23 protein-coding genes and 1 tRNA gene are annotated in these 23,891 nt (G+C 69.5%); 9 read left to right on the top strand and 15 right to left on the bottom strand.

The features are described 5' to 3' along the window. Positions 1-154: 154 nt before the first annotated feature. The 12 genes from ACK4JY_RS08120 to ACK4JY_RS08065 all read right to left on the bottom strand — a co-directional run bounded on the left by ACK4JY_RS08120 (position 155) and on the right by ACK4JY_RS08065 (position 13,743). Complete coding sequence (locus ACK4JY_RS08120) at positions 155-415, bottom strand: hypothetical protein (protein WP_409604536.1); 261 nt, start codon at positions 413-415, stop codon at positions 155-157. Between the two features lie 45 nt (positions 416-460). Beyond that, positions 461-1,501: a DNA adenine methylase gene (locus ACK4JY_RS08115; protein ID WP_409604534.1), complete on the bottom strand. Its 1,041-nt coding sequence runs from the start codon at positions 1,499-1,501 to the stop codon at positions 461-463. 60 nt (positions 1,502-1,561) lie between these two features. Then, positions 1,562-2,992: a pyruvate kinase gene (gene pyk / locus ACK4JY_RS08110; protein ID WP_409604532.1), complete on the bottom strand. Its 1,431-nt coding sequence runs from the start codon at positions 2,990-2,992 to the stop codon at positions 1,562-1,564. A gap of 175 nt (positions 2,993-3,167) precedes the next feature. After that, positions 3,168-4,055 carry an SDR family NAD(P)-dependent oxidoreductase gene (locus tag ACK4JY_RS08105; protein WP_409604531.1) on the bottom strand — a complete coding sequence of 296 codons (888 nt, stop codon included), beginning with the start codon at positions 4,053-4,055 and terminating at the stop codon, positions 3,168-3,170. 32 nt (positions 4,056-4,087) lie between these two features. Next, entirely contained in the window at positions 4,088-4,834 is a 747-nt protein-coding gene (locus ACK4JY_RS08100; protein ID WP_409604529.1) for a TetR/AcrR family transcriptional regulator, read from the bottom strand. Continuing rightward, the gene (locus ACK4JY_RS08095; protein WP_409604527.1) at positions 4,821-6,383 is read right to left on the bottom strand and encodes an AMP-binding protein; all 1,563 of its coding nucleotides are present in this window, start codon (positions 6,381-6,383) and stop codon (positions 4,821-4,823) included. Before ACK4JY_RS08095 ends, ACK4JY_RS08100 begins: the two co-directional genes overlap by 14 nt. An 11-nt stretch (positions 6,384-6,394) precedes the next feature. Continuing rightward, entirely contained in the window at positions 6,395-8,044 is a 1,650-nt protein-coding gene (locus ACK4JY_RS08090) for a carboxylesterase/lipase family protein (RefSeq protein WP_409604525.1), read from the bottom strand. Then, positions 8,041-9,366: a spinster family MFS transporter gene (locus tag ACK4JY_RS08085; protein ID WP_409604524.1), complete on the bottom strand. Its 1,326-nt coding sequence runs from the start codon at positions 9,364-9,366 to the stop codon at positions 8,041-8,043. The genes ACK4JY_RS08090 and ACK4JY_RS08085 overlap by 4 nt, the downstream gene beginning before the upstream one ends. A 1-nt stretch (position 9,367) precedes the next feature. Then, positions 9,368-11,677, bottom strand: a complete 2,310-nt coding sequence (locus ACK4JY_RS08080) for a TonB-dependent receptor (RefSeq protein ID WP_409604522.1) — start codon at positions 11,675-11,677, stop codon at positions 9,368-9,370. A gap of 206 nt (positions 11,678-11,883) precedes the next feature. Next, positions 11,884-11,968 (bottom strand) — tRNA-Leu (locus tag ACK4JY_RS08075). An 11-nt stretch (positions 11,969-11,979) separates the two neighbouring features. After that, on the bottom strand, positions 11,980-13,398 hold the full coding sequence (locus ACK4JY_RS08070; protein ID WP_409604520.1) for a M20/M25/M40 family metallo-hydrolase: 1,419 nt from the start codon (positions 13,396-13,398) through the stop codon (positions 11,980-11,982). Positions 13,399-13,503: 105 nt separating this feature from the next. Then, a complete protein-coding gene (locus ACK4JY_RS08065; protein ID WP_409604518.1) occupies positions 13,504-13,743 on the bottom strand; it encodes a DUF3297 family protein in 240 nt (79 codons plus the stop codon). Between the two features lie 141 nt (positions 13,744-13,884). Between ACK4JY_RS08065 and ACK4JY_RS08060 the strand changes: the two genes are divergently transcribed. The 4 genes from ACK4JY_RS08060 to ACK4JY_RS08045 are packed head-to-tail and all read left to right on the top strand — an operon-like array spanning position 13,885 to position 16,781. Beyond that, positions 13,885-14,688 (top strand): hypothetical protein, encoded by an 804-nt coding sequence (locus ACK4JY_RS08060; RefSeq protein ID WP_409604516.1) that lies wholly within the window; start codon positions 13,885-13,887, stop codon positions 14,686-14,688. A 50-nt stretch (positions 14,689-14,738) separates the two neighbouring features. Then, positions 14,739-15,617, top strand: coding sequence for a serine aminopeptidase domain-containing protein (locus tag ACK4JY_RS08055; protein WP_409604514.1), 879 nt, complete (start codon positions 14,739-14,741; stop codon positions 15,615-15,617). Between the two features lie 25 nt (positions 15,618-15,642). Further along, positions 15,643-16,494: an aldo/keto reductase gene (locus tag ACK4JY_RS08050; protein WP_409604512.1), complete on the top strand. Its 852-nt coding sequence runs from the start codon at positions 15,643-15,645 to the stop codon at positions 16,492-16,494. Between the two features lie 38 nt (positions 16,495-16,532). After that, positions 16,533-16,781, top strand: a complete 249-nt coding sequence (locus tag ACK4JY_RS08045) for a helix-turn-helix domain-containing protein (protein WP_409604510.1) — start codon at positions 16,533-16,535, stop codon at positions 16,779-16,781. Between the two features lie 14 nt (positions 16,782-16,795). Here the strand turns inward: ACK4JY_RS08045 and ACK4JY_RS08040 are convergent, their stop codons facing one another. Together ACK4JY_RS08040 and ACK4JY_RS08035 are read right to left on the bottom strand one after the other, a co-directional pair. Continuing rightward, complete coding sequence (locus ACK4JY_RS08040; protein WP_409604508.1) at positions 16,796-17,179, bottom strand: type II toxin-antitoxin system VapC family toxin; 384 nt, start codon at positions 17,177-17,179, stop codon at positions 16,796-16,798. Further along, positions 17,176-17,448, bottom strand: a complete 273-nt coding sequence (locus ACK4JY_RS08035; RefSeq protein ID WP_409604506.1) for a type II toxin-antitoxin system Phd/YefM family antitoxin — start codon at positions 17,446-17,448, stop codon at positions 17,176-17,178. The genes ACK4JY_RS08040 and ACK4JY_RS08035 overlap by 4 nt, the downstream gene beginning before the upstream one ends. A 98-nt stretch (positions 17,449-17,546) precedes the next feature. Between ACK4JY_RS08035 and ACK4JY_RS08030 the strand changes: the two genes are divergently transcribed. From ACK4JY_RS08030 to ACK4JY_RS08010, 5 genes are all read left to right on the top strand, one after another. Continuing rightward, entirely contained in the window at positions 17,547-19,082 is a 1,536-nt protein-coding gene (locus ACK4JY_RS08030; protein WP_409604504.1) for a UbiD family decarboxylase, read from the top strand. Between the two features lie 101 nt (positions 19,083-19,183). Continuing rightward, positions 19,184-20,950: a M14 family metallopeptidase gene (locus tag ACK4JY_RS08025; RefSeq protein WP_409604502.1), complete on the top strand. Its 1,767-nt coding sequence runs from the start codon at positions 19,184-19,186 to the stop codon at positions 20,948-20,950. An 8-nt stretch (positions 20,951-20,958) separates the two neighbouring features. Further along, positions 20,959-21,372, top strand: coding sequence for an MAPEG family protein (locus ACK4JY_RS08020; protein ID WP_409604500.1), 414 nt, complete (start codon positions 20,959-20,961; stop codon positions 21,370-21,372). A 65-nt stretch (positions 21,373-21,437) separates the two neighbouring features. Further along, on the top strand, positions 21,438-22,793 hold the full coding sequence (locus ACK4JY_RS08015; protein ID WP_409604498.1) for a TldD/PmbA family protein: 1,356 nt from the start codon (positions 21,438-21,440) through the stop codon (positions 22,791-22,793). Then, a complete protein-coding gene (locus ACK4JY_RS08010; RefSeq protein WP_409604497.1) occupies positions 22,790-23,581 on the top strand; it encodes an inositol monophosphatase family protein in 792 nt (263 codons plus the stop codon). Before ACK4JY_RS08015 ends, ACK4JY_RS08010 begins: the two co-directional genes overlap by 4 nt. Here ACK4JY_RS08010 and ACK4JY_RS08005 read toward each other — a convergent pair. Then, a complete protein-coding gene (locus ACK4JY_RS08005; RefSeq protein WP_409604495.1) occupies positions 23,578-23,832 on the bottom strand; it encodes a hypothetical protein in 255 nt (84 codons plus the stop codon). The two genes, ACK4JY_RS08010 and ACK4JY_RS08005, sit on opposite strands and share 4 nt — an antisense overlap. Positions 23,833-23,891: the final 59 nt, after the last annotated feature.

Genomic DNA, 23,891 nt, shown 5'->3' with positions numbered 1-23,891 from the left:
GGAGGATTGCGGTTGGTTTTCAGCGCCTTGACGGCGCCTGAAGGTAGGCTGGTGACGGACACTTCCTGCGATCTGGACGTTTTCAAAGACCCGGCCCGAAGGGGCCAGCGGCCGGTGAAACATGCGCCTGCGTCAAAAGCGGACGTGTCCGGCGTCAGACCTGAAGCATTCCGCCCATCAGGGCGCCGGCGAGAGCCGCGGCCAGGCCGCCGGCGATCACGGTGACCCAACCGGGCAGCTCCGTGGTCCACTCATTCACCACCGGCGACGGGACCCCGGCGTCATTGGCCACGTGACTGTCGAAGCGCGTCGCGGACGGCGGCCGCCAGGCCACGGTTTCGAAGGCGTCTACCATCCGGCCATAGGCCCGGTTCGCTTCCAGACGCCGCGAGGGGGTGAAGGTCATCTGTTCCATGACCGACATAACGGTCGCAAATCCGTCGCGTTCCCAACGCCACGCTCAGGCTGCGTTGGCCAGATTCACCCCGCGCTCGCTGACCACGAACAGATATTCGACGTTCCTCAGCCGGCCCACGGTTCCGACCTTGTCGCCCTTGGGATTGTGGATGCCGATGCGGGCGCCGACGTAGCGCGGGCGGGCGATCTCGATGACCTGCACCTCGCCTCGCCCCGACAGCATGTCCACCAGCTGGTCGCGGCCCAGATAGCCCTCGTCGTTGAACGAGACGATCAGGTTCGGCGCCTTCAGCCCCTCGATCACCGCCTGCAGCGCCGGGGCGATGCCGGGGCGGCTGTTGAAGGCGCTCTTGCGGGTGCGCACGTCGATCCGCTTGTTGGCGATCCCATAGGTCTCGGGCTTGTCCCACAACACCAGGCTCTCCCAGCAGTGGTAGTTGCCGAGGTAGGAATGCTGGTTGTACGGCGGGTCCAGATAGACGAGGTCGGCCTCGACCGAGGGGGCCAGTTCGACGGCGTCAGCGCGGGTGGCCTTGCACGGCCCGGTCGGCACGCCGGGCAGGGTGTCCGGCATCCGGAGCTCAAGCGGCTTCAGCGCCCGCGCGGCCCACGACTTCATATAGGCCATCTGAAGGCCGGCGGTGGAATCGACCCGGTCGGCCGCCTCCATCAGGCTGACCAAGGCGATTGCCTCCAGCTCCGGCTCCAGCGCCATGGCCGCGATGCGGGCGCGCATGGCGTCGATTCGGGCCCCGTTCTCCGGCGTGAAATATCGGGCGTCCTCGCAGAAGGATTTGGTGAACCAGCCGGCCTCCGGCGCCACGGCGCGCAGTTCGGCCAGCACCGCCTCCGCCCGCTCCAGCCAGCGGTCGCGGTCGGCCTGGACATAGGCCGTGGCCAGCACATGGGCGTAGGCGTTGTGGTCGTTCGACCAGACCCGGAAGCCCTGCTTCTTCAGCGCATGCCCGACCCGGGCGGAGCCGGAAAACAGGTCGCAGACGGTCCCGCCCTGCGGCAGCACGCCGGAGATGGCGGCGACGATCTGCGCCAGCAGCGCGCGCTTCGAGCCGATGTATTTGATCATGCCGGACGTCTCCTCCCCCTCAGGGGGAGGGGGACCGCGAAGCGGTGGAGGGGGTGCCCGTCAGCGCTTCGCCTTCGTCGGAACATGCGCCAGTCGCAGCAGATTCGCAGCCCCCGGGGCGCCGAACGGCGTGCCGGCGAGGATCAGCAACCGCTGGCCCGGCTCGGCGAGGCCGAACTCGACCGCCTTGGCGACCGCGTCGTCGGTGACCTCCTCCAGCGAGGCGGGCTCGCGGCTGAGACGCGGCTCCAGTCCCCAGACCAGCGCCAGCCGCCGCGCCGTCTCCGGCTTGGGCGTCAAAGCCAGCACCGTCTGCAGCGGCCGCTCGCGCGACATCCGCCGCGCCGTCCCGCCGAGGGTGGTGAAGACGACGATGGCGGCGGTCGACTGGGCTTCGGCCGCCTTGCGCGCCGCGGCGACGAGGGCGTCGACGTCGTGCTCGTCCATGCCGGCGTGTTCGGCGTCCATCAGGCTGGGCCACATCGGGTCGCGCTCCACGCGCTCCATGATGCGGTTCATGATGCCGACCGATTCCAGCGGATAGTCGCCCGAGGCCGTTTCGGCCGACAGCATCAGGGCGTCGGCGCCCTCATAGACGGCGTTGGCGACGTCAGACGCCTCGGCCCGGGTCGGGGCCGGCGACGACGTCATCGATTCCAGCATCTGGGTGGCGACGATCACCGGCACGCCGCGATGGCGGGCGGCGCGGATGATCTGCTTCTGCGCCACCGGCACCTCTTCGGGGTCCAGTTCGACGCCGAGGTCGCCGCGCGCGACCATGACGCCGTCGCAGTAGTCGAGGATGCTCTCCAGCTCGACCAGGGCCTGGGGCTTTTCGATCTTGGCGAGGCAGGCGGCGCGGCCCTTCACGATCTGCTTCAGCTCGGCCATGTCCTCGGCCTTCTGGACGAAGCTCAGCGCCACCCAGTCGACGCCGATGCGCAGGGCGAAGGCGAGGTCCTCGCGGTCCTTGGGCGTCAGGGCCGAGACCGGCACCACCGCCTCTGGCACGGCCACGCCCTTGCGGTCGGACAGTTTCGAGCCGCTCTCGACCGTCACATCGGCCCAGTCGTCGGTGCGCTCATTGACCCGCAGCCGCACCCGTCCGTCGTCGAGCAGCAGCAGCATGCCGGTGCGCAGGGCGCGGAAGATTTCCGGATGCGGCATCTGCACCCGCGTCGCGTCGCCCGGCGTCGGGTCGAGGTCGAAGCGCATCTTGTGGCCCGGCTTGATGTCGATCTCGACGTCCTTGAACCGGCCCAGCCGCAGCTTCGGCCCCTGCAGGTCGGCCAGCACGCCGAGTGGCCGCTTCAGCGCCATCTCGGCGCCGCGCACGGCCTTCAGCGCCGCCGCGTGGTCTTCATGCGAGCCGTGGCTGAAGTTCAGACGGAAGACGTCGACCCCGGCCTGGGCCAAGGCCTTGACCGTGCCGGGCGCCCGACTGGCGGGTCCGAGGGTCGCGACGATGCGGGCGCGCCGGGCTCTTTTCATGCGATATCCATACGGACTGAAAGGGGAAGCTCCCTTGTGCCATGAAAGCGCGCCCGGTTAAGGCCGGTTCGCAGCCGGAAACACGAAGTTATGCGCTCGCGCCTGGCTGCGGAGCGCCGGGTGAAACTGGCCGATCAGCCGGCGCAAGGGCCGGCGATCCTCCCGCCCCCGGCCATCACGCGACGGCCGCCGCCGCGTGAGCCTCGGCGCTGGCCACCTCGCGTTCGGCTTGGGTGAAGCCGTAGTCGGGGACGATGGCGCCGTCCGGATCGGAGACCGAGGCCCAGGCCGCCTGCAGCCGCTCGCCCGCCCCGGCCTCGCCGCCGATGTATCGGCCGGCCGTCAGGGTGACATAGGCGCGGGCGAAATGGCCGGCTCCGGCGCACAGGATGGCGCGCGTCGGGGCGTCCTCGACCACCAGCGGCAGCAGTCCCGGGCTGACCAGCGCCGGATCCAGCTGGGTCAGGCTCGTCTCCGACAGCACGCCCTGCGTCATCTGGGTGGCGGCGGTGGGGGCGAGACAGTTGACCCGGACGTTGTATTTCTCGCCCTCGATGGCGAGTGTCTGCATCAGACCGACGAGGGCCATCTTGGCGGCGCCGTAGTTGGCCTGGCCGAAATTGCCGTAGAGGCCCGAGGACGAGGTGGTCATGACGATGCGGCCGTAGGTCTGCCGGCGCATGACCTCCCACACCGCCTTGGAGCAGACCGCCGCGCCCATCAGATGCACGTCCAGCACCAGGCGGAAGTCGTCGAGGCTCATCTTGGCGAAGCTCTTGTCGCGCAGGATGCCGGCGTTGTTGATCAGGATGTCGATCCGGCCCCAGGTCGCCAGCGTGCGTTCGACCATCGCCTCGACCGCGGCCTCGTCGGTCACCGAGCCGGCGACGGCGATGGCGTGGCCGCCCGCCGCGACGATTTCGGCGGCGACGGCGTCGGCGGCCGCCTGACCGAGGTCGTTGACCGTCACATGCGCCCCCTGACGCGCCAGATACAGGGCGTGCTGGCGTCCCAGCCCGCCGCCCGCGCCCGTCACGATCGCCACCCGCCCCTTGAGCGTCATGCCTTGTCTCCCGTTGTGTGTGATTGGATCGTTCAGAGCGCCGGCCGCGCGGCGCCCGGCTTGCAGATGCTCAGGAAGCCGGCGGCCATGAAGGTGGCCATCCGGTCCTTCACCGCCTCGAAATCATCGGAGTCGCACAGCCCGCCCGACAGCCGGTTGATCCGCCCGGTGCGCGCCAGCGTCAGCATCAGGCCGCCGGTGACGAAGTGATAGCCCCAGAAGATGTCGGCCTCGGCGCAGCCCGGCAGGGCCTTCTTCAGGATATCGATCAGCCGCAGGACCACCGGGTCGAAATGCAGGTCCATCAACTCGGCGCCATAGGTCGTGTTGGAAACCTGGGCGCCGAGGGCGCCGTAGTTCTTCCAGTTCTCCCCGCCCTGGCTGTAGAGGTCGAGGTCGGTGTCGAGGAAGGCGCGCAGGGCGCCCTCGACCGTCGGCGTGTCGCCGCTGGCGGCTTCATACTCATCCAGCGCCTTCATCCGCAGCCCACTCGTGACCTCGGCCCGCCGCGCGATGACGGCGTCGAACAGCTTCTTCTTGTCGGTGAAATAGTAGTTGAGCAGGGTGTGGTGGACGCCGACCCGCTGGGCCACGTCCTTCAGCGTCACGCCGTACAGGCCGTGCACCGAGAACAGATACTCGGCCGCGTCGAGGATCTGCTCCATCTTGTCGGCGCGCTGTTCGACCTTGGTGCGCCGTCGCCGCGGCCTGGCGGCCTCGGCCGCTTCGCTCCGCGCCTTGGGCGTCTCGCGTCCGGACGTCTTTTCAGCAGCCGCCATAGTCAACTCTCAAGCGCATCTTGTCGATCTTGCCGGTCGAGGCCAGGGGCATCTCCGGCAAGCGAATGACCTCATCGGGAATCCACCACGGGGCCACGCGGCCGCGCAAGGGCGACAGGATGTCCTCGTCGCTGACATCCTGCGCGTCCCGCGTCTGGATAACCAGCACGGGCCGCTCGCCCCATTTCGGGTCGGGCCGGCCGATCACGGCGGCGAGGGAAACCGACGGGTGCTCGTTGACCACGGCCTCGATCTCGGCCGGATTGATCCATTCGCCGCCGGACTTGATCAGATCCTTGGCCCGGCCGGTGATGACCAGATCGCCGTCGATGCCGATCCGGGCGAGGTCGCCGGTGCCGAACCATCCGTCCGCATCGGTGGCGCTGTCGGTCTCGCCGAAATAGCGTTCCAGAACGGCGGCGCCGCGGACGCGTAGATGGCCCTCGACGCCCCGCTGTTCCGGCAGGGTCCGGCCGTCGGCGTCGGTCAGCAGCAGGTCGACGCCGAAGGCCGGGCGGCCCGAGACCTGGGCTGTCCGATCCGGATCGTCGGGCGGCGCGCAGGTCCCCAGCGGCGACAGTTCGGTCATGCCCCAGCTGGTCTGCACCGTAACGCCCAGCCGCCGCTCGATCCGCTCCATCAGGGCCGGCGCCATGGGCGCGCCGCCGACGATGATCCGCTTCAGGCTCGGGGTCTCGCCGCCGGTCGCCTCCAGATGCTCCAGCACCCCCAGCCAGACGGTTGCGATGCCGACCGCCAGCGTCACCCCCTCGGCGTTGATCAGCCGGGCGAGGCTGGCCCCGTCCAGCTCGCGCCCTGGCAGCACCAGCCGCGCCCCGGCCGCCGGCGCCGCGAAGGGCAGGCCCCAGGCGTTGGCGTGGAACATCGGCACCGCCGCCAGCACGGCATCGGTCGCGGTAATCGCCATGACGTCGGCCTGGAGCAATCGCAGGGTGTGCAGGAAGCTGGAGCGATGGGTGTAGGTCACGCCCTTGGGCGCGCCCGTGGTCCCCGAGGTGAAACACAGGCCGCAAGGCGCGGTCTCGTCGAAGCCGCCCCAGACCGCATCCTCGCCAGCCGCGGCGATCAGCGGCTCGAGGTCGTCGGCGGCAGGGCCGGCGGCGCCGGCCGGGGCGTCGATGGTCAGCACCGTCTCGAGCGTCGGCGTCCGCGCCGCGACCCGCCGCGCCAGCGGCGCCAGGTCGGCGCTGGCGATCAGGATGCGCGCCTGCGACTGCCCGACCATGGCGGCCAGCTGCGCCTCGGTCAGGCGCGGGTTCAGCGTGTGACACACCGCCCCCATGCCCATGACGCCGTACCAGACCTCGACGTGGGCCTGGGTGTTCCACGCCAAGGTCGCCACCCGCTCGCCCGCCCGCACGCCGAGGCCCGCCAGCACCGCCGAAATCCTGAGGCTGCGCCGCCGGAGTTCGGCGTAGCCGACGCGCTGGACCCGTCCCTCTCCCACCGCCGTCACGACCTCGACGCCGGGACGCCATTTGGCGGCGTGATCGAGGAATTTGTCGAGCGTCAGGGGGAAGGCCTGCATTTCTCCATCGATCATGGGCAGGGCGACGCAGCAGGAGGCAAGGGGGTGGCGATCACGCCGACAGCCCAGTTCCACGGCGTGCCGCCGGCGACGCGGCGTCGGCAGACCTCGGTCTCGCGCAGATCGAACATGCCGGGCATCAGGCCCTCGCGGACGACCGGGGCCTCTTCGAGGGCCATGTAGGACCGGGTCCGGTCCCAGGCGGGCCAGGCCGGCTGACCGGGCGCGGTCGGCGCGCCGTCGCGGGCGAACGAGCCCCACCAGGCCATCAACGCATCGGACAGTCCCCGCTCGACCGGGGTGTCGGGAATGACCGGCCAGCGCGGCGGGAGCCGGTCGAGGCCGCCGAAGACATACGGAATCTCGGCCGCGTGGAAGGCGTGCAGGTCGGCCTCGTCCGCCGCTGGATAGCCGTGGTCGAACAGATAGACGAAGGCCGGTTGGCCGAGGGCGGTCTGGCGCCGCGCCATCCGTTCGGTGGTCCAGCCGTACAGGGCGTCGCGCGGCGCGGCGAGCACGCTCTCGGCGATGTCGCTGGACGGATAGAGGGCGAGGAAGGCGTCGGCCAATTCGCCATAGCGGCTGCGGACGGCCGCCTCGTAGTCGGAGGCGGTGGCCGGCGCGGGCGGCGCGAGGGCGCGCAGCGAGCGGATCTCCCCCTGATTGAAGCCGACCAGCAAGGGCACGGCGGCCTGCTGGCCGCGGTCGAAGATCTCGACCATCTGCTCCGGCAGCACCTCCCCGTCGATCGTCCCCCACGGATGGTAGCCGGTCTGGACCGCCGAGGTGGTCAGGGTCTGCGGGTCCATGGCGCGCAGGTCGGCGAGGTTGGTCAGGCCCAGCTGGCTCTGCAGCCAGACGCCGACGGCCTCGGCCGGCGGATCGCCGTAGCGGCTGGAGCGCAGCTCCGGCGTCGAGATCATATAGGCGCTCTGGGCGATGGCCCGGTCGAACAGACCGTGCGCCTGCGGCGAGGCCATCAGATACATGACGCTGAGCGCGCCCGCGGACTCGCCGGCGATGGTGACCCTGTCCGGGTCGCCCCCGAAGGCGGCGATATTGGCCTCGATCCACTTCAGGGCCGCGATCTGGTCCAGCAGGCCGTAGTTGCCGGAGACCTTGCGGCGCGACTCCGCACTGAGTTCGGGGTGGGCCAGATAGCCCAGCACGCCGAGGCGATAGTTGATCGACACCACCACCATGCCCTGCGATGCGGCCAGCCGCGCCCCGTCGTACATCGCCTCGCTGCTGGCGCCGGTGGTCAGGGCCCCGCCGTGGATCCAGACGAACACCGGTGCCTCGGTCGCGCCCTCGGGCGACCAGATGTTGAGCGACAGACAGTCCTCGCTCATCTCCGGCGGCTCGGCGGCGGCGTAGATGCTGGTCCCGCGCGCGGTCGGCTGGTGGCAGGCGGGCCCGAACGCCGTCGCGTCGCGGGTCTCGCTCCAGCGGGGCATCGGCGCGGGCGCCCGCCACCGACGCCAGCCCGTCGGCGGCAGGGCGTAGGGCAGGCCGCGGAAGACATTGACGCCCTCCGCCGCCTCGCCGCGCACCGCCCCGGCCGGGGCGTCGACGACCGGCTGGGCCGAGGCCGCCGTCGGGATCAGGGCGCAGCCGGCGACCGCCAGGGCGGCCAGAACGCCAGTGGATATCCGCATCATGCCCGGGCCTCCTTCGCGGCCTGCCGCCGGATCGTCGCCGCCAGACCGACGAACATCGCGATCGCCAGGCCGTAGAAGGGCAGCAGGGTGTACATCGCCATCTGCAGCGAATTGTCGGGATAGCTGGCGCGGAAGAAGTCGCTGGCCGCGCCCAGATAGGTGGGTCCCAGCCCCAGGCCGATCAGGTTCATGACCAGCAGCAGCAGGGCGCCCGACAGCACGCGCTGGTCCGGGCGAACCTCTTCCTGGACCATGGTGATGGCCGGCGAGAGGTAGAAATAGTTCAGCCCCATCGGCAGGATCAGGAAGATCAGCCCCAGCTGCCAGCTCGGCGCCCAGACGAAGGCGGCGAAGAAGGGCGCGGCGAGGGCCAGGCCCACGGCCGGCAGCCAGGCGTAGGCCGTCTTCGAGCGCCGGCTCAGCCGGTCGATCAGCCAGCCCGAGGCGAACATGCCGGCGCTGACGCCGATGCCCACCACGAGGGCGTACCACAGGGCCACCTCCTGCAGCGTCATGCCCTTCTCGCGCATAAGGAACAGAGTGGCGAAATTCAGCAGGGCGTAGGTGATGAACTGGGTCGCGCCGCACGCCAGGGCCATGCCGCGCAAAACGGGATTGGCGAAATACATCTTGCAGGTGGCCAGGAAGCCGGCCCGGGGCACGGGCGCGGCGTCGGCCGGCGGATGGGTCTCGAGCGGCTGGTCCAGTCTGCCCTTCTTCGGCTCGCGCACGAACAGCCAGACGAACACGGCGGTGACCACGCCCACCAGGCCGACCCACAGGAACGCGTCGCGCCATGAATAGGCCGAGGCGATCGAGGCCCCGAAGGCGACCCCGAGGGCCGAACCGATCGGCGGACCGAGGTTGAACAGGCTCAGCGCCCGGCCCCGCATCCCGGACGGGAAATAGTCCGAGATGATCGCATAGGACGGCGGCACGCCGCCGGCCTCCCCGACACCGACGGCCATGCGCGAGACGGCCAGCTGGCCGAAGCTGGTCGACAGGCCGCACGCCGCCGTCGCCGCGCTCCACAGGGCGCAGGAAAAGGCCAGCACCCGGACCCGGTTGGTCCGGTCGGCCAGCCAGCCGACGGGAATCGCCAGGACGCAGTAGAACAGCGCGAAATAGAAGCCCCCGAGCAGCCCCAGCTGTCCGTCGGTGACGCCCAGCTCATCCTGGATCGGCTTGGCCAGGATCGACAGCAGCTGCCGGTCGAGGAAGTTCAGCACATAGACGAAGCACAGGACGGCCAGAACGAACCAGGCCCGGGCCCCCGGGCGCGCGACAGGCGCACCCGGGACGGTGGTGTCGACGGTTCCCATCTCAGTACTCATAGCCGACACGAACGCCGATGGTCCGGGGGCGCAGACGGCCATAGCGACCGTCGAGGAAGGCCTCGGGATGGATGTAGTTCACCGACCGGTCATCGAACAGATTCTCGACATAGGCGGCGACAGTGAACTGGTCGAAGGCCAGGGCCAGGTTGGCGTTCACGAAGGTGTAGGCGTCGGTGTCGTCATAGGTCGGCAGCGGCACGAGCGGCTGCCCCGGCGTGTTCGGGAAGCTGTTGGGGAAGCTGCCCACGTGCGAGACGGCGACCGAGGCGTTGGCGATGATTCCCGCCGTCGGTTGCCATTCGTAGTTGACCCGCACCGAGCCCTGGACTTCCGGCCCGGCCAGGCGCGCGTCCATCACGGCCCCCGAAATGGCCGCTTCCTCGGGCGTCAGGTCGTCGACCTTGGCCTCGTTGAACCCGGCGGTCAGGGCCACCGTCCAGCCATCCGCCGGAATGGCGATGACCGACATCTCGACGCCCTTGCTGGTCGCGCCGCCGATGTTGGTGGCGAACTGGACCGAGTCCGAGACACGGTTTGCCTGGACCTGAATATCGTTCCAGTCGATCCAGTACACGGCCGCATCGGCGACCAGCCGGCCGCCGAACCACCGCCCCTTCAACCCGATCTCGTAGTTGGTCAGATTGTCGGACGTGGCCCCGTCCGGGATGATGATGTCGTCCGGGAAGGTTGCGGGCGGCGGCGCGCCGGCGCGGGCGTTGACGATCGGCGGCCGGAAGCCCGTGGACACCGCCGCATAGGTGGTCACCGCCGGCGTCGGGCGCCACGACAGGCTCAGCCGATGCGAGAAGCCGCTCTCCTCGGCCTTGACCCCGGTCACCGGCGGAACGTCGGTGACGACGAGCGGACCCGGGTTGGGGAAGTTCAGAACCTCCGCGACATAGGCCCGCGTCAGATAGTCGGAGGTGTAGCCCCCGTCTTCGGTGAAGCCCTGGGCGTCGGTGGTGCCGTAGCGCAGGCCGCCGGTGATCCACAGGTCCGGCGTGAACCGGTAGGTCAGTTGGCCGAAGGCCGCGACCTCGTGGGCGATGAAATGCGAGCCGAAGCGCAGATAGTATTCGTCCGGCAGGCCGGTGAACCCCTGCTCGGCGAGGAATTCCTCGCTGGAGCGGTAGTTGTAATCCACGTCCCGGCGTTTGCGGAAATAGAAGCCGCCGACCGACCAGTCGAAGCTGCCGCCCGGATCCGACACCAGCCGCACCTCCTGGACGAAGGTCTTGTCCCAGGCGTCCGCGTCGAGGGCGAAGGGGAAGGCCTGGGCGTAGGTCCCGGCGAGGTCGACATAGAACAGGCCGGTATAGTCGGACTGCGTCGTCGAGCTGGTCAGCGACGCCCCGTCGAACTGGTATTCCAGCGTCAGGTTGTAGTTGGTCATGTCGCTCTGGAACAGATCGGGCCGATCCGTCAGGCGGACGTATTCACCCCTGTCGGGGTTGGTCAGCGAGGAGTCATGCGGGTTGCTGATCTCCTTCGAATACATCAGGCGCGCGGAAAACCGCTCCGTCGGCGCCCACATCAGGATGGCGCGGCCGCCGTATTGCACCAGCGAGTTGGAGTCCTCGATGCCGGTGCCGACGTTGTCGACCCAGCCTTCCTCGTGCCGCGAGAAGCCGACGACGCGCAGGGCCAGTTCGTCCCTGATCAGCGGGACGTTGACCATCGCATTGTAACGCTGGCGCAGCCCGCCCTCCTCGGTCGTCCCGAGGTCCACAAGGGCGGAGAAGTCGAAAGCGCTCGGGTCCGGATCGTGCGTCAGGATACGCAGCGCGCCGGCCAGCGATCCCGATCCGAACAGCGTGCCCTGCGGCCCGCGCAGGAATTCGATCCGCTCGACATCATAAAGGCTGGGATCGAGGATGGTGGAGTTGCCATTGGACGAGATCGGCAGCTCGTCCAGATAGATGGCGACGGTGCTCTGCAGATTGGCGCCATAGCCGTTGGTGGCGATGCCGCGGGCGGTGAAGTTGTTGAAATTGGCGGAGGCCCGGTTCAGCACGACGCCCGGCGTGGCGGTGGCGAGGCCGTCGTAGTTGACGATGCCGCGCTCGTTCAGATCCTCCTGCGACAGGGCCGTGATGCTGACGGGCACGTCCTGCAGCCGTTCCGCGCGCCGGGTGGCGGTGACGATGACGTCCTCGATGCTGGTGGCCTGACGGTCCTGGCGTTCGTCTTCCGACGCCGAAACCGCGGGTTGCTGTTGTTGCGCCTGGGCCAGAGCCGGCGCGGCGACGACCATCTGCGCAGCGGCGCAGGCGGAAGCGAGCAGTATCGCCCTCATGTGTTGTCCCTCCCATACGCCGATCATGAACGTCAGCGCTTGGACGGAAGAGGGACACGCAACGCCGGGCTTGTCAATATTCCCTCTCGTGTGTGTGAACATCTTGCCGTGGACGTGGCGCGGTCGGCCGTGGCGCCGCGCTCACGCGCTGGCGTCTGACCGCGGTGGCGGCGAAGGGCGCTGGAAATGGAAGTGGGGCGCCGGGGTGGTGCGAGCGGCGGGGGTCGAACCCGCATGACCGAAGTCGCGGGATTTTAAGTCCCGTGCGTCTACCAGTTTCGCCACGCTCGCGGCGGTGAACCCTATTGCGCCGGCTTCAGCGCGCGGAAGTCCACATCCGAGTTGGCCAGCAGCCACAGGAAGGCGGCCCAGGCGGCGACGTTCTGATCCATCGCCTCCGGGTCGATCCGGTCCAGCACGTCGTCGACGGTGTGGTGGGTGTCGAAATAGTCGGTGCCGTCCTGGTTCAGGCGGAAGGCCGGAACGCCGGCCGCCACCGTCGGACCCGTGTCCGGGCCGCCGCCGGTCGCCGGCGAACCGTCGAACAGCACCCCCAGCGGCGTCAGCACCGCCTGGGCGGCGCGGCGGAAATCGGTGTCGGCGGCGCCGGCCGGCAGGGCCAGGCTGTAGATCGGGCCCGCGCCGAAATCGCTTTCGCTGACCGCGACATGGTTGGCCATCTCGGCGGCGCGGCTGGAGGCGTAGAAGCGCGCGCCGGCCAGCCCTTGAGCCGGCGGCGGCTGGCTGACTTCTTCCGAACCCCACCAGACGACGCGGATGGTGCGGCGCGGCTTGCGCGGCATGTCCTCGATCAGCTTCAGGGCGGCGGCGGTGATCGCCACCCCGGCGCCGTCGTCGATCGCCCCGGTGCCGAGGTCCCAGCTGTCGAGGTGGCCGCCGATGACGATGACCTCCTCCGGGGCGCCGGACCCGCGCACCTCGCCGATGACGTTCTGGCTCTTGCTGTCGGCGGTGAAGCCGCCGCTCGAGAACAGCCGCATCCGCACCGGCTGGTCGGTCATGGCGACGATACGGCGCAGCTGGTCGGCGTCGGGCGGGCTCATGGCGAAGGACGGCACCGTCCCCTCCCCGACCCGGGTCGCGCCGGTGTGGGCGAAGCGGTGATCATGGGTGCCCAGCGAGCGCAGCACATAGCCGACCGCGCCGCGCTTCGCCGCCTCGGTCGGGCCATTGCCGCGCACCGGCGAGGTGGCGCCATAGCCGCGCCCGTCCTGGGCCTGGACCGTGTCCTGCAGCACCACGGCGATCTTGCCGGTCAGCGCGCCCTCGGGCTGGTCCAGCAGTTGCTGATAGGTCTCGAAGATCGCCGCCTCGCCCTCGATCCCTTCCGCCGGCGTGGCCATCGATCCGCCCAGGGCGACGACCTCGAGCGGCTGCGGGAAGGGCGACAGTATCTCGACCCGGGCCTCGCCGCGGGTCCACAAGGCCAGCGGGAACTCCTCGATCGAGACGTTGTCGAAGCCCATTTCACGGAACTTCCCGGCCCCCCAGCGGGCCGAGGCCTGCTCCGACTCCGACCCCGCCAGACGCGGCCCGAACCGGGTGGTCAGCTCGGACACCAGTTCCCAGGCGACATTGTCCTGCAGCGCCCGGTCGCGCAGCTGTTCGGCCTCGCGCACGGTGCGAGCGTCCTGCGCCAGCACGGGGCCGGCGGCGAGGGCCAGGGCGGTGGCGGCGAGAAGGCGGACGGACAGGCGCATGGACGGCTCCGGGACTCAGAAGACGCCGAACCTAGACCCGGCAGGCCGGCGGGAGAAGCGACCTCGGGCGGAGTTTTGTCAGCCACGCCATAAGGCGGTTCGAGGCTATTCGCCCTTGATGTAGGGCTCGACCGGGCCCTGCAGCTTGACCGTCAGGGCCTTGCCGCGGCGATCGACGCGGTTGCCGACGGCGAGACGCACCCAGCCTTCGGAGACGCAGTATTCCTCGACATTGGTCTTGTCCTCGCCCTTGAAGCGGACGCCGACGCCCTGCGCCAGCAGGTCGGCGTCGTGGAACGGGCTGTCGGGATCGACACAGAGGCGGTCGGGAAGGGCGTCGGACATCGGGGCGCTCGTTCGAAATTCAGGCGAAAACTCAGGCAGCGGCCTTTAGCCGACCGCCGCGCCGGTGTCCAAGCCGTCCTTGCCGGGGAATCGCCGCAATCTCCCCCTGTCTTCCCAGTCCCCGTACAGGAGGAGACGCCCATGCTCGCCGCCCTCGCCGCCCCCCTCGCCCTCGGCCAGGCCCCCGCCTGCGCCCCCCTGCCGGGGTCTGACGCCCTGTGGCGCGACGGGACGCGCTTCATCTTCATCGGCGAGACGCACGGGACGGTCGAGGCGCCGGCCGCCTTCGCCGATCTGGTCTGCCTCGCGCTGGAGCGGGGCCCGGTCACCGCGGCGCTGGAATTCCCCACGGCCATGCAGCCGACGCTCGACGCCTTCATGGCGGCCGAGACCGATGCGGCGGCGCGGGCCGTCCTGCTCGACTACCCCTACGGCCCCTTCCGGTTTCACGACGGCCGCGGCAGCGAGGCGATGATGGCGATGCTGCTGCGGCTGCGCGCGCTGCGCCGCGACGGCCGGCCGCTGACCGTCGTCGCCACCGTCCCGGACAGCCCGCGCCTGCCCGGCTTCGGCCAGTCCTATGCCGAACTGGATCGCGCCGCCGTCTGGGTCGAGGCGGCGCGCGCCCGCCCGGACGACCGCGTGCTGGTGTTCGTCGGTCGCGTCCACGCCGAAAAGACCCGCCGCGTTGGCTCCCCCATTGGCCTGCCGGCGGCGGCGCACATCCGGCCCGAGGACAGCCTGTCGCTCGCCGTGGCGCGGCAGGGCGGCGAGGCCTGGCTGTGTCGCGACGAGTGCGGCGTGGCGGCGATCACGCCGGTGGACGACGCCGCCGCGCGCGGCGTCGTGCTGTCGCCGGACCTCGACCCAGCCTTCGACGGCCTCCTCGCCCTCGGCCCGTGGACCGCCTCCCCGCCGGCGCCGCGGGACCAGCCCTTGACCTGACGCCGCGTCAGTCGGCTAAGGTTCGTTGCGAATAACTACGGACCCGTGAGATGAGCGACCCCGTCCTCCGTGACTTCACTGCCCCCGCCGCCGACGGCTATCCGCTGTCGATGCGGTTGATCTCCGCAGAAACCCCGACCGTCGCGGTGCTGGTCAGCTCTGGCACCGGCTTCCCCAAGGGCTTCTACGACCGGTTCGCGCGGCATCTCGCCGGCAAGGGCGCGGCGGTGCTGACCTATGACTTCCGCGGCATCGCCGGCTCGCGGCCCGACGATCTGGCGGCGATGGAGATGGACTATCCCGACTGGGGCCGGCTCGACATGCCTGCCGCCCTCGACGCCCTGATCGAGGCGGCGCCCGGCCTGCCGGTCGTCCACGTCGGCCACAGCGTCGGCGGCCATTTCCTCGGCTTCATGCCCAACCAGCACCGCATCGCCCGCCACGCCTTCGTCTCGGTCGGCAGCGGCTACTGGGGGCGGCACCACCGGGCCTACAATCCGCTCGAGCTGTTCTTCTGGCTCGGCTACGGGCCGTGGAGCCTGTTCCGGCGCGGCTATATCAAGGGCGGCGGCCTGTGGGCCGGGACCGACCTGCCGCGCGGCGTGTGGCGGACCTGGCGGCGCTGGTGCCTTAAGCCGGCGTATTTTCGCGACGAGCTCAAGGACCGCCTGCGGCCGCACCATTTCGAGGCGGTGACGGCGCCGATCCGCTCGTGGATCTTCACCGACGACCCGATCGCCACGCCGGTGACCTCGCCCATCCTGCTGGAGGTCTATCCCAATGCGCCGCGCGAGGTCGTGGTGCGCGCCCCGGCCGACTATGGCGTCGCCCGCATCGGCCACGAGGGCGCCTTCCGCCGCCGGATGGAGCCCTTGTGGGACGAGATGTTCGACTGGCTGGTTGAACCTGGGGCCGCCGCCCCCAGTTAAACTCCTCCCCAGTCCGGAGTTCTGCATGACCGACCAGCCCGCCATCACCGTCGACGGCCATTCCATTCCCCAGCTCGGGTTCGGCACCTGGAACCTGACGCCCGAGGTGGCCCGGACCATGGTCGCGGAGGCCTTGCGCATCGGTTATCGCCACATCGACACGGCGTGGATCTATCACAACGAAGCCGCCGTCGGCGACGGCATCCGCGACGCCATCGAGGCCGGCCATGTCGCCCGCGACGACCTCTGGCTGACCACCAAGATCTGGGTCGCCCATTTCGACCGCGACGGCCTGCTGAACCAGGCGAAGGAGTCCGCCGCCAGCCTCGGATTCACCCCCGACCTGCTGCTGCTGCACTGGCCGAAACGGGAGCCGTCGTTCGCCGAGACCCTCGGCGCGCTCAACGAGGCCCAGGACCAGGGCCTGACCCGGACCATCGGCCTGTCCAACTTCCCCTCGGCCGAATTCCGCGAGGCGCAGGGACTGTCGAGGGCGAAGCTGATCACCAACCAGGTCGAATACCACCCCTACCTCAAGCTCTCGAAGCTGAAGGCGGCGGCCAGGGATCTGGACTCCTCGATCACCGCCTGGTCGCCGCTCGCCCAGGGCGCCATCGCCGACGACCCGACCCTGGTCGAGATCGGCAAGACCCACGGCAAGACGCCCGGTCAGGTCACCCTGCGCTGGCTGATACAGCAGAACGTCATCGCCATCCCGCGCACGTCGAAGGTTCACCGGGCCGAGGAGAATTTCGACATCTTCGACTTCCAGCTGTCGGAAGAGGAGGTCGACCGCGTCCACGCCCTCGCCCGTCCCGACGGCCGTCTCGGCGACTGGATTGATCCGGCGTTCAAATGGGATGAAGAATGGGCCTGAAGCGCCGCGTCTAGTCGGCGCGCCAAGGGAGTAGACGCATGGGCTCGGTGCTGGGATTTCCCGGCGTCGATCCGCTTGACGCAGCGGTCGGCGCCAGACTGAAGCGGTGGCGAGAGGATCGCGGCCTGTCCATCGAGGACGTCGCCGCCCTGATCCACATGCCGGTCGAGGACGCCCGCCGCGCCGAGGCCGGCCGCGCCCACCTGACCACCGCCCAGATCGGCGCCGCCACCAGCGCCCTGCACCTGCCGCTGTGGGCGCTGGTGTCGGATACGCGGGCGTATTGAGCCGTCGCCTCAAGTCAGAGAAGCACCACCTCGCCGCCATACTGGATCAGTTGCTCGTCGCTGGTGATCAGCGTCGCCTGCCGGTTGATGGCTTGGGCGACGATCATCCTGTCAAACGGATCGCGATGCAGGAGCGGCAGGCCTGTCGCCAGACTGGCGTCAGCGAGGGTCGGTGAGACAAGCTCCAGGCCCAACCCCAAGGCGACCTGTTCGTCGAAGTCGAATGGCCGAGTCAGCTTGCCGGTCGCCTGTTTGATCCAGAGCTCCCAAGGCGAAACGACGCTGACCATGACGCGCCGGGCATACCGAAGCCGCTCTCGAACATCGTGCTTCTTGAGCCTTTCATCATCGATCAGCCACCAGAGCAGAACGTTGCTGTCGAGCCAGTAGGGCCTCACGGCTTGTTGTCGGGATCAAGAGGCGCCTTGGCGGACTCCTCGAACATCTCAAGGATTTCCGCGTCGCCTTCGCGCCAGGCCTTCTCATCCCAGATCAGTTGGCCTTTCAACGCGCCGGGCTCACGATAGACCTTGCGTTCGGGCGCCTCGGCGATCAGCCGCGCCACGCGCTTGCCCGCTCGCGCGATCACCACCTCCTCGCCCGCCTCGACGGCGGCGATCAGCTCCGAAAGCTTGGTCTTGGCTTCGTGGATATTGACCTGGCGCATATTAGCTAAGTTAGTTCACCCAGCCCCCTGCGGCAAGGTCGCGGGTGACACGACGCCTGCCTCCGCCTAATCCATGACGCCCTCACGGAGCGTTCCCCTTGGCCTACAAATCCCTGCGCGACTTCATGGCGATGCTCGAGGCCGAGGGCGAACTGGTTCGGGTGTCCGAGCCCGTCTCCACCCACCTCGAAATGACCGAGATCCAGACCCGGCTGCTGCGCAACGGCGGTCCGGCGGTGCTGTTTGAAAAGCCGGTCATGCCGGACGGCTCGATCAGCCCCATCCCCTGCCTCGCCAATCTGTTCGGAACGGTGAAGCGCGTGGCCATGGGCGTGACCATGGACAAGAAGACCCGCACCACCGCCGCCGAACTGCGCGAGGTCGGCGAACTGCTGGCCTTCCTGCGCAACCCGACTCCGCCTCGCGGCCTGTCCGACGCCATGGAGATGCTTCCGCTGGCCCAGACGGTGATGTCTATGCGGCCGAAGGTGGTGAAGACCGCCCCGGTGCAGCAGGTCGTGCTCAAGGGAGACCAGATCGACCTGACCGCCCTCCCCGTCCAGGGCTGCTGGCCCGGCGAGCCGGCGCCCCTCATCACCTGGGGCCTCGTCGTCACCAGGGGACCGTCCGACGACCGCGAGGACGACTTCAACCTCGGCATCTACCGCATGCAGGTGCTGGGCAAGGACAGGGCCATCATGCGCTGGCTGGCTCACCGCGGCGGAGCCCAGCACTACGCCCGGCACAAGAAGGCCGGCAAGAAGGGCCCCCTGCCCTGCGCCGTCGTCCTCGGCGCCGACCCGGGCACCATCCTCGCCGCCGTGACTCCGGTGCCGGACACCCTGTCGGAATACCAGTTCGCCGGCCTGCTGCGCGGCCAGAAGGCCGAACTCGTCCCCTGCAAGACCGTGCCGCTGATGGTCCCCGCCAACGCCGAGATCGTGCTGGAGGGCCACGTCCTGTTCGACGAGCACGCGCCCGAGGGCCCCTACGGCGACCACACTGGCTATTACAACTCGGTCGAGACCTTCCCGGTCTTCCACGTCACCGCCATCACCATGCGGAAGGACCCCATCTATCTGACCACCTTCACCGGCCGTCCGCCGGACGAGCCCTCGGTGCTGGGCGAGGCGCTGAACGAGGTCTTCATCCCCCTGCTGCGGGCCCAGTTCCCCGAGATCACCGACTTCTGGCTGCCGCCCGAGGGCTGTTCCTACCGCATCGCCGTGGTGTCCATGAAGAAGGCCTACCCCGGCCACGCCAAGCGGGTGATGCTGGGCGTCTGGAGCTATCTGCGCCAGTTCATATACACCAAATGGGTCATCGTCGTGGACGACGACATCGACGCCCGCGACTGGAAACAGGTCATGTGGGCCATCTCGACCAAGATGGACCCGGCGCGCGACATCACCGTCATCGAGAACACCCCGATCGACTATCTCGACTTCGCCAGCCCCGAGAGCGGCCTCGGCTCCAAGATCGGCCTCGACGCCACCGACAAATGGCCGCCCGAGACGAAGCGGGAATGGGGCGAGGAAATCCGCATGGACGAGGCCGTTGTCGACCGGGTCTCCGGAATGTGGGACCGCCTGGGCCTGCCCGGCGACGGCGCGCCGATCTGGAAATCGCGTTGAAGCCGTCTAAGGTCCGCGCCAGTTTCTCATGGCCCTCGGGAGTCTTCATGCGTTTGGTCGTCACCCTGATCGCCTCAGTCCTGTCCGTAGCGAGTCCCGCCATGTCCCAGTCCGTTTCCAACGCCGCACCGTGGGACCAGCCCTTCCTGCCGCCGGCGCCGGATTGGGACGGCGCCTCGAAGGCTCTGCTGCGCGACGCCTCGGACCCGTGGGTGACGCCATTCGAGGCCGACCCGGCGCATGATTTCAGCCCGACCTACGCCGACACGCGCGCCTGGTTCGACCGGCTGGACGCCGCCTCTGACCTGATCCGCATCGAACAGTTCGGCGTCTCGCCCGAGGGCCGTCCGATCTACGCCGTGATCGCCTCGCGCGACGGCGCGGCCTTCGACCCGGCCAAGCCGGTGCTGCTGGCCCAGGCCGGCATCCACCCGGGCGAGATCGACGGCAAGGACGCCGGCATGATGCTGCTGCGCGACATCGCCTTCAACGGCAAGGATGCCCTGCTGGACCGGGTTAATCTGATCCTGATCCCGATCCTGTCGGTCGACGGCCACGAGCGCGCCTCGGCCTATGCCCGGCCGAACCAGCGTGGCCCCCGCATCCAAGGCTGGCGCAACACGGCGACCAACCAGAACCTCAACCGCGACTACCTGAAACTGGACCAGCCCGAGATGCGGGCGGTGCGCGGCCTGATCCTCAAATACTCGCCGGACCTCTACGTCGACATCCACGTCACCGACGGCATGGATTACCAGTACGACGTCACCTACGGCTACAACGGCGAGAACGGCATCTATTCCCGCTCGCCGGCCACCGCTGCCTGGCTCGATGCGGCCTTCAAGCCGGCGATGAACTCCGCGCTCGAGGCCCAGGGCCATATCCCCGGCGAACTGGTGTTCGGAGTCGGCGACGATCCGAAGGCCGGCCTGTCCGACGGCGGCCTCGGCGAGCGCTTCTCCAACGGCTGGGGCTCGGCCGCCCACGTCCCGACCATCCTGATCGAGAACCACAGCCTCAAGCCGCATGAGCAGCGCGTGCTCGGCACTTATGTTTTCCTCGAGGAAGCGATGCGCCTCCTGGCCGCCGAAGGCCCCGATCTGCGCGCCGCCATCGCCGCCGACAGCGCCCTGCGCCCGGCCGAGCTCCCGGCCAATTTCGTCCAGGACGACCAGCCCTCGACCACCCGCGCCTTCAAGGGCATCCGCTACGAAATGTACGACAGCCCCGCCTCGGGCCGTCAGGAGATCCGCTGGCTGGGCCAGGCCGATCCCGAGCTGTGGCAGCTGCCCTTCTACTCATCCCACCCGACCCTGACCCTGACCCGGCCCGAGGCCTATTGGGTGCCGTCCTACCGCACCGACATCATCGAGCGGCTGCGCCTGCACGGCGTGTCGATGGAAACCCTGGACGCCCCTCAGACGGTCGCCGTCGAGATGCTGCGTCTCGACGACCCGAAGCTGTCGACCCGTCCGAACGAGGGCCATGTGCCGGTCACGGTCACCTCGGTGACGCCGCAGCGACGCGACTGGACCTTCCCCACCGGCTCGGTGCGGGTGCCGACCGACCAGCCGCTCGGCGACATCGTCGTCCTGCTGCTGGAGCCGCAATCCAGCGAGAGCTTCTTCGCTTGGGGGATGTTCCCGGAGGTGCTGAGCCGCGTCGAATATATCGAGGGCTACGCCATCGCCCCGCTGGCCGAACGCATGCTGGCCGCCGATCCGGGCCTGCAAGCCGATTTCGAGGCGAAACTGGCCGCCGAGCCGGAATTCGCCGCCAATGGCGACGCGCGTTTGCAGTGGTTTTATGAGCGAACCCCGTTCTATGATGACCGCTACCGCCTCTATCCGGTGGCGCGCGAGAACTGAGGGCCCCCATGGCCGCGATGACATCTGTTCAGGCCGCCGCCCTGTGGAGCGGCCTGATGATCCTGCTCCTCGTGGGGCTGGGTGCGCGGGTGGCGATCGCCCGGCGGGGGAACAGGGTGGTGCTGGGCGACGGCGGCAACGCTCAGGTTCTCCTTGCCTCGCGGGTTTTCGGCAACGCCGCGGAATACATCCCCGCCGGCATCGGCGCCCTGGCCCTCCTCGCCGTGCTGGGGATGCCCGCCTGGGTCCTGCATGGCCTCGGGGCAGCGCTGCTCCTCGGCCGGCTGGTCCACGCCATCAGCCTCAGCGCCACGCGCCCGACGGTCGGCCGCGTCATCGGCATGAGCCTGACATGGCTCTCCCTGATCCTCGCCGGCCTGATGCTGGTCGTTCACGCCTTCAGCGGCCCGCCCCACAGCTGACGACGGCCGAACCGCCGACCCGAGCGGCCGGTTGCGCGACGCGATCGGCCCGGCCATATCGGGGCATGCCCGATAGCCTGCCGACCTCCGCCTCCCCCGACATCCTGCCCGAACTGGTCGCCGCCGCGCTGAAGGCCGGCGCCGACGCCGCCGAAGCCGTCTCGGCCGAGCGTGCCGCCCTGTCCGTCGGCGTCCGCAACGGCGCCCTCGAGGACGTCGAGCGCGAGGAGAGCCGCGACCTCGGCCTGCGCGTCTTCATCGGCCGGCGTCAGGCCACCGTCTCCGCCTCCGACCTGTCCGACGCCACCCGGACCCGCCTCGTCGAGCGCGCCGTGGCCATGGCCAGACTGGCCCCCGAAGACCCTTACGCCGGCCTCGCCCCCCAGGACCGGCTCGCCCGCGGCCCGTTCGCCGACCTCGACCTCTACGATCCGACCGAACGCGGCGCCGCCGATCTGGAAGCCGTCGCCGCCGAGGCGGAGGCCGTCGCCCTCGCCGTGCCGGGCGTCGCCCGCTCCGAAGGCGGCCACGCCTCGGCCTCGTCCAGCCGCTGGCGCCTGGTCACCTCGCACGGGTTCGACGGCGCCTATCACGGCTCGGCCTTCTCGCTCGGCGTCGGCGTCATCGCCGAGAAGGACGGCGCCATGGAGCGCGGCGGCGAGAACCGCGCCGCTCGCCACCTGGCCGACCTGCCGTCCGCGGACAGCATCGGCGCCGAGGCGGGCCACCGCGCCGTCGCCCGCACCGGTCCGCGCAAGATCGCCTCGACCACCGCCCCCGTGATCTTCGAGAACCGGCTGGCGATGCAGATCCTCTCGCCCCTGATCGGCGCCATCTCGGGCCCGTCGATCGCGCGCGGGACGTCCTTCCTCAAGGACCGCCTCGGTCAGCTCGTCCTGCCCAAGGGCGTCAACCTGATCGACGACCCGTTCCGCCCGCGCGGCCTCGGCTCGACGCCGTTCGACGACGAGGGCGTGGCGGTGACGCGCCGATCAATCATTGACGACGGCGTCCTGACCAGCTGGCTGCTGAACAGCGCCGCCGCCGCCCAGCTGGGCCTCGCCTCGACCGGCCATGCCTCGCGCGGCCTCGCCGGCCCGCCCGGAGTCTCGACTCACAGCCTGCATCTGGAGCCGGGCGAGCGCAGCCTCGACGGCCTGATGGCCGACGCCGGCGCCGGCCTGCTGGTCACCTCCATGTTCGGCCCGTCGCTGAACGCCAACACCGGCGACTGGTCGGCCGGGGTCTCCGGCTTCTGGTTCGAAAACGGCGTGATCTCGTATCCGGTCAGCGAAGTGACCGTGGCCGGCAAGCTGACCGACCTCTATGCCCGGATGCAGCGCGGCTCCGACCTCGAGTACCGCGGGGCCAACAACAGCCCGTCGCTGATGTTCGACGCGGTGGCCATCGCGGGCAAATGAGCGACCTGGCGGCTGACCTTGAACTGATCCGCCTCGCCGCCCTCGCCGCCGGCGAGCTGGCGCTGGCCGAGCGCGAGGCCGGGCTGAAGATCTGGTCCAAGTCGGGCGGCTCCCCCGTCACCTCGGCCGACATCGCCGTCGACGCCCTGCTGCGCGACGCCCTGATCGGCGCCCGGCCGGATCACCGCTGGCTGTCGGAAGAGACCGCCGACACCCCCGACCGCCTGTCCGCCCGCCGGCTGTTCGTGGTCGATCCGATCGACGGCACCGTCGCCTATATGAAGGACAAGCCGTGGTGGTGCATTCCCATCGCCATTGTCGAGGACGGCCGGCCGGTCGCCGCCGTCATCCACGCCCCGGCGCTCGGCGAGACCTTCACCGCCGCGCGCGGCGGCGGAGCGTTCCTCAACGGCCGGCCGATCACCGCCTCGGACACCGCCGACCTCGACGACGCCTCGGTGCTGGCCGACGCCCGGCTGATGGAGGGCCCGCACTGGCCCGAGCCGTGGCCGGTGATGCGCTATGAGAAGCGCAACGCCCTCGCCTACCGCATGGCTCTGGTCGCGGCCGGGGCCTTCGACGCGGCGATCAACCTGACCCCCAAATGGGACTGGGACGTCTGCGCCGGGGCCCTGATCGTCGAGGAGGCCGGCGGCAAGGTCAGCGACCACCACGGCGGCGCCTGGCGCTTCAATCAGCCCGACCCGCGCCAGAACAGCCTCGTCTGCAGCGCCCCGGCCCTTCACCCGTTGATCGTTCGACGGACGCTGTCGATCCCGATGGGCTAGGCTGCGGGCTCGGGGTGCAAATCCAGTCGACGCTGGATGCGGCCGATGTCGTCACGCATCCGGTCAACAGCGTTTTGCAGGCGGGCGTCGGTCTCGGCCAAAACGGCGATGTCCCGGCGTACTGACGCCACAGCAACCTCAAGCGAGGACACTCTTTCCTTCAGCTCGCGAATGTCCTGAGCCATGGCGTCGACCTTCGCGTCGATGCGGCGCAGGTAGACCAGAACCAGATTGTCGGGATCGTCGGCCATACCGCGATTATGCCAGACCGCTTGGAAAGCGCCAAACCCGTTGATCGACCGGCCCACAA

The organism is Brevundimonas sp. (assembly GCF_046295595.1).
Lineage (GTDB): Bacteria > Pseudomonadota > Alphaproteobacteria > Caulobacterales > Caulobacteraceae > Brevundimonas.
This window is presented reverse-complemented; position numbering and strand designations above follow the sequence as displayed.

What these genes read in the sequence shown, in the direction of transcription:
- ACK4JY_RS08035 (WP_409604506.1), bottom strand. Translation starts at nt 17,448, where the DNA reads ATGCGCCAGGTCAATATCCACGAAGCCAAGACCAAGCTTTCGGAGCTG.
- ACK4JY_RS08100 (WP_409604529.1), bottom strand. Translation starts at nt 4,834, where the DNA reads ATGGCGGCTGCTGAAAAGACGTCCGGACGCGAGACGCCCAAGGCGCGG.
- ACK4JY_RS08070 (WP_409604520.1), bottom strand. Translation starts at nt 13,398, where the DNA reads ATGCGCCTGTCCGTCCGCCTTCTCGCCGCCACCGCCCTGGCCCTCGCC.
- ACK4JY_RS08115 (WP_409604534.1), bottom strand. Translation starts at nt 1,501, where the DNA reads ATGATCAAATACATCGGCTCGAAGCGCGCGCTGCTGGCGCAGATCGTC.
- ACK4JY_RS08105 (WP_409604531.1), bottom strand. Translation starts at nt 4,055, where the DNA reads ATGACGCTCAAGGGGCGGGTGGCGATCGTGACGGGCGCGGGCGGCGGG.
- ACK4JY_RS08095 (WP_409604527.1), bottom strand. Translation starts at nt 6,383, where the DNA reads ATGCAGGCCTTCCCCCTGACGCTCGACAAATTCCTCGATCACGCCGCC.
- ACK4JY_RS08050 (WP_409604512.1), top strand. Translation starts at nt 15,643, where the DNA reads ATGACCGACCAGCCCGCCATCACCGTCGACGGCCATTCCATTCCCCAG.
- ACK4JY_RS08090 (WP_409604525.1), bottom strand. Translation starts at nt 8,044, where the DNA reads ATGATGCGGATATCCACTGGCGTTCTGGCCGCCCTGGCGGTCGCCGGC.
- ACK4JY_RS08080 (WP_409604522.1), bottom strand. Translation starts at nt 11,677, where the DNA reads ATGAGGGCGATACTGCTCGCTTCCGCCTGCGCCGCTGCGCAGATGGTC.
- ACK4JY_RS08010 (WP_409604497.1), top strand. Translation starts at nt 22,790, where the DNA reads ATGAGCGACCTGGCGGCTGACCTTGAACTGATCCGCCTCGCCGCCCTC.
- pyk (WP_409604532.1), bottom strand. Translation starts at nt 2,992, where the DNA reads ATGAAAAGAGCCCGGCGCGCCCGCATCGTCGCGACCCTCGGACCCGCC.
- ACK4JY_RS08005 (WP_409604495.1), bottom strand. Translation starts at nt 23,832, where the DNA reads ATGGCCGACGATCCCGACAATCTGGTTCTGGTCTACCTGCGCCGCATC.
- ACK4JY_RS08015 (WP_409604498.1), top strand. Translation starts at nt 21,438, where the DNA reads ATGCCCGATAGCCTGCCGACCTCCGCCTCCCCCGACATCCTGCCCGAA.
- ACK4JY_RS08120 (WP_409604536.1), bottom strand. Translation starts at nt 415, where the DNA reads ATGGAACAGATGACCTTCACCCCCTCGCGGCGTCTGGAAGCGAACCGG.
- ACK4JY_RS08045 (WP_409604510.1), top strand. Translation starts at nt 16,533, where the DNA reads ATGGGCTCGGTGCTGGGATTTCCCGGCGTCGATCCGCTTGACGCAGCG.
- ACK4JY_RS08055 (WP_409604514.1), top strand. Translation starts at nt 14,739, where the DNA reads ATGAGCGACCCCGTCCTCCGTGACTTCACTGCCCCCGCCGCCGACGGC.
- ACK4JY_RS08065 (WP_409604518.1), bottom strand. Translation starts at nt 13,743, where the DNA reads ATGTCCGACGCCCTTCCCGACCGCCTCTGTGTCGATCCCGACAGCCCG.
- ACK4JY_RS08085 (WP_409604524.1), bottom strand. Translation starts at nt 9,366, where the DNA reads ATGGGAACCGTCGACACCACCGTCCCGGGTGCGCCTGTCGCGCGCCCG.
- ACK4JY_RS08020 (WP_409604500.1), top strand. Translation starts at nt 20,959, where the DNA reads ATGGCCGCGATGACATCTGTTCAGGCCGCCGCCCTGTGGAGCGGCCTG.
- ACK4JY_RS08025 (WP_409604502.1), top strand. Translation starts at nt 19,184, where the DNA reads ATGTCCCAGTCCGTTTCCAACGCCGCACCGTGGGACCAGCCCTTCCTG.
- ACK4JY_RS08060 (WP_409604516.1), top strand. Translation starts at nt 13,885, where the DNA reads ATGCTCGCCGCCCTCGCCGCCCCCCTCGCCCTCGGCCAGGCCCCCGCC.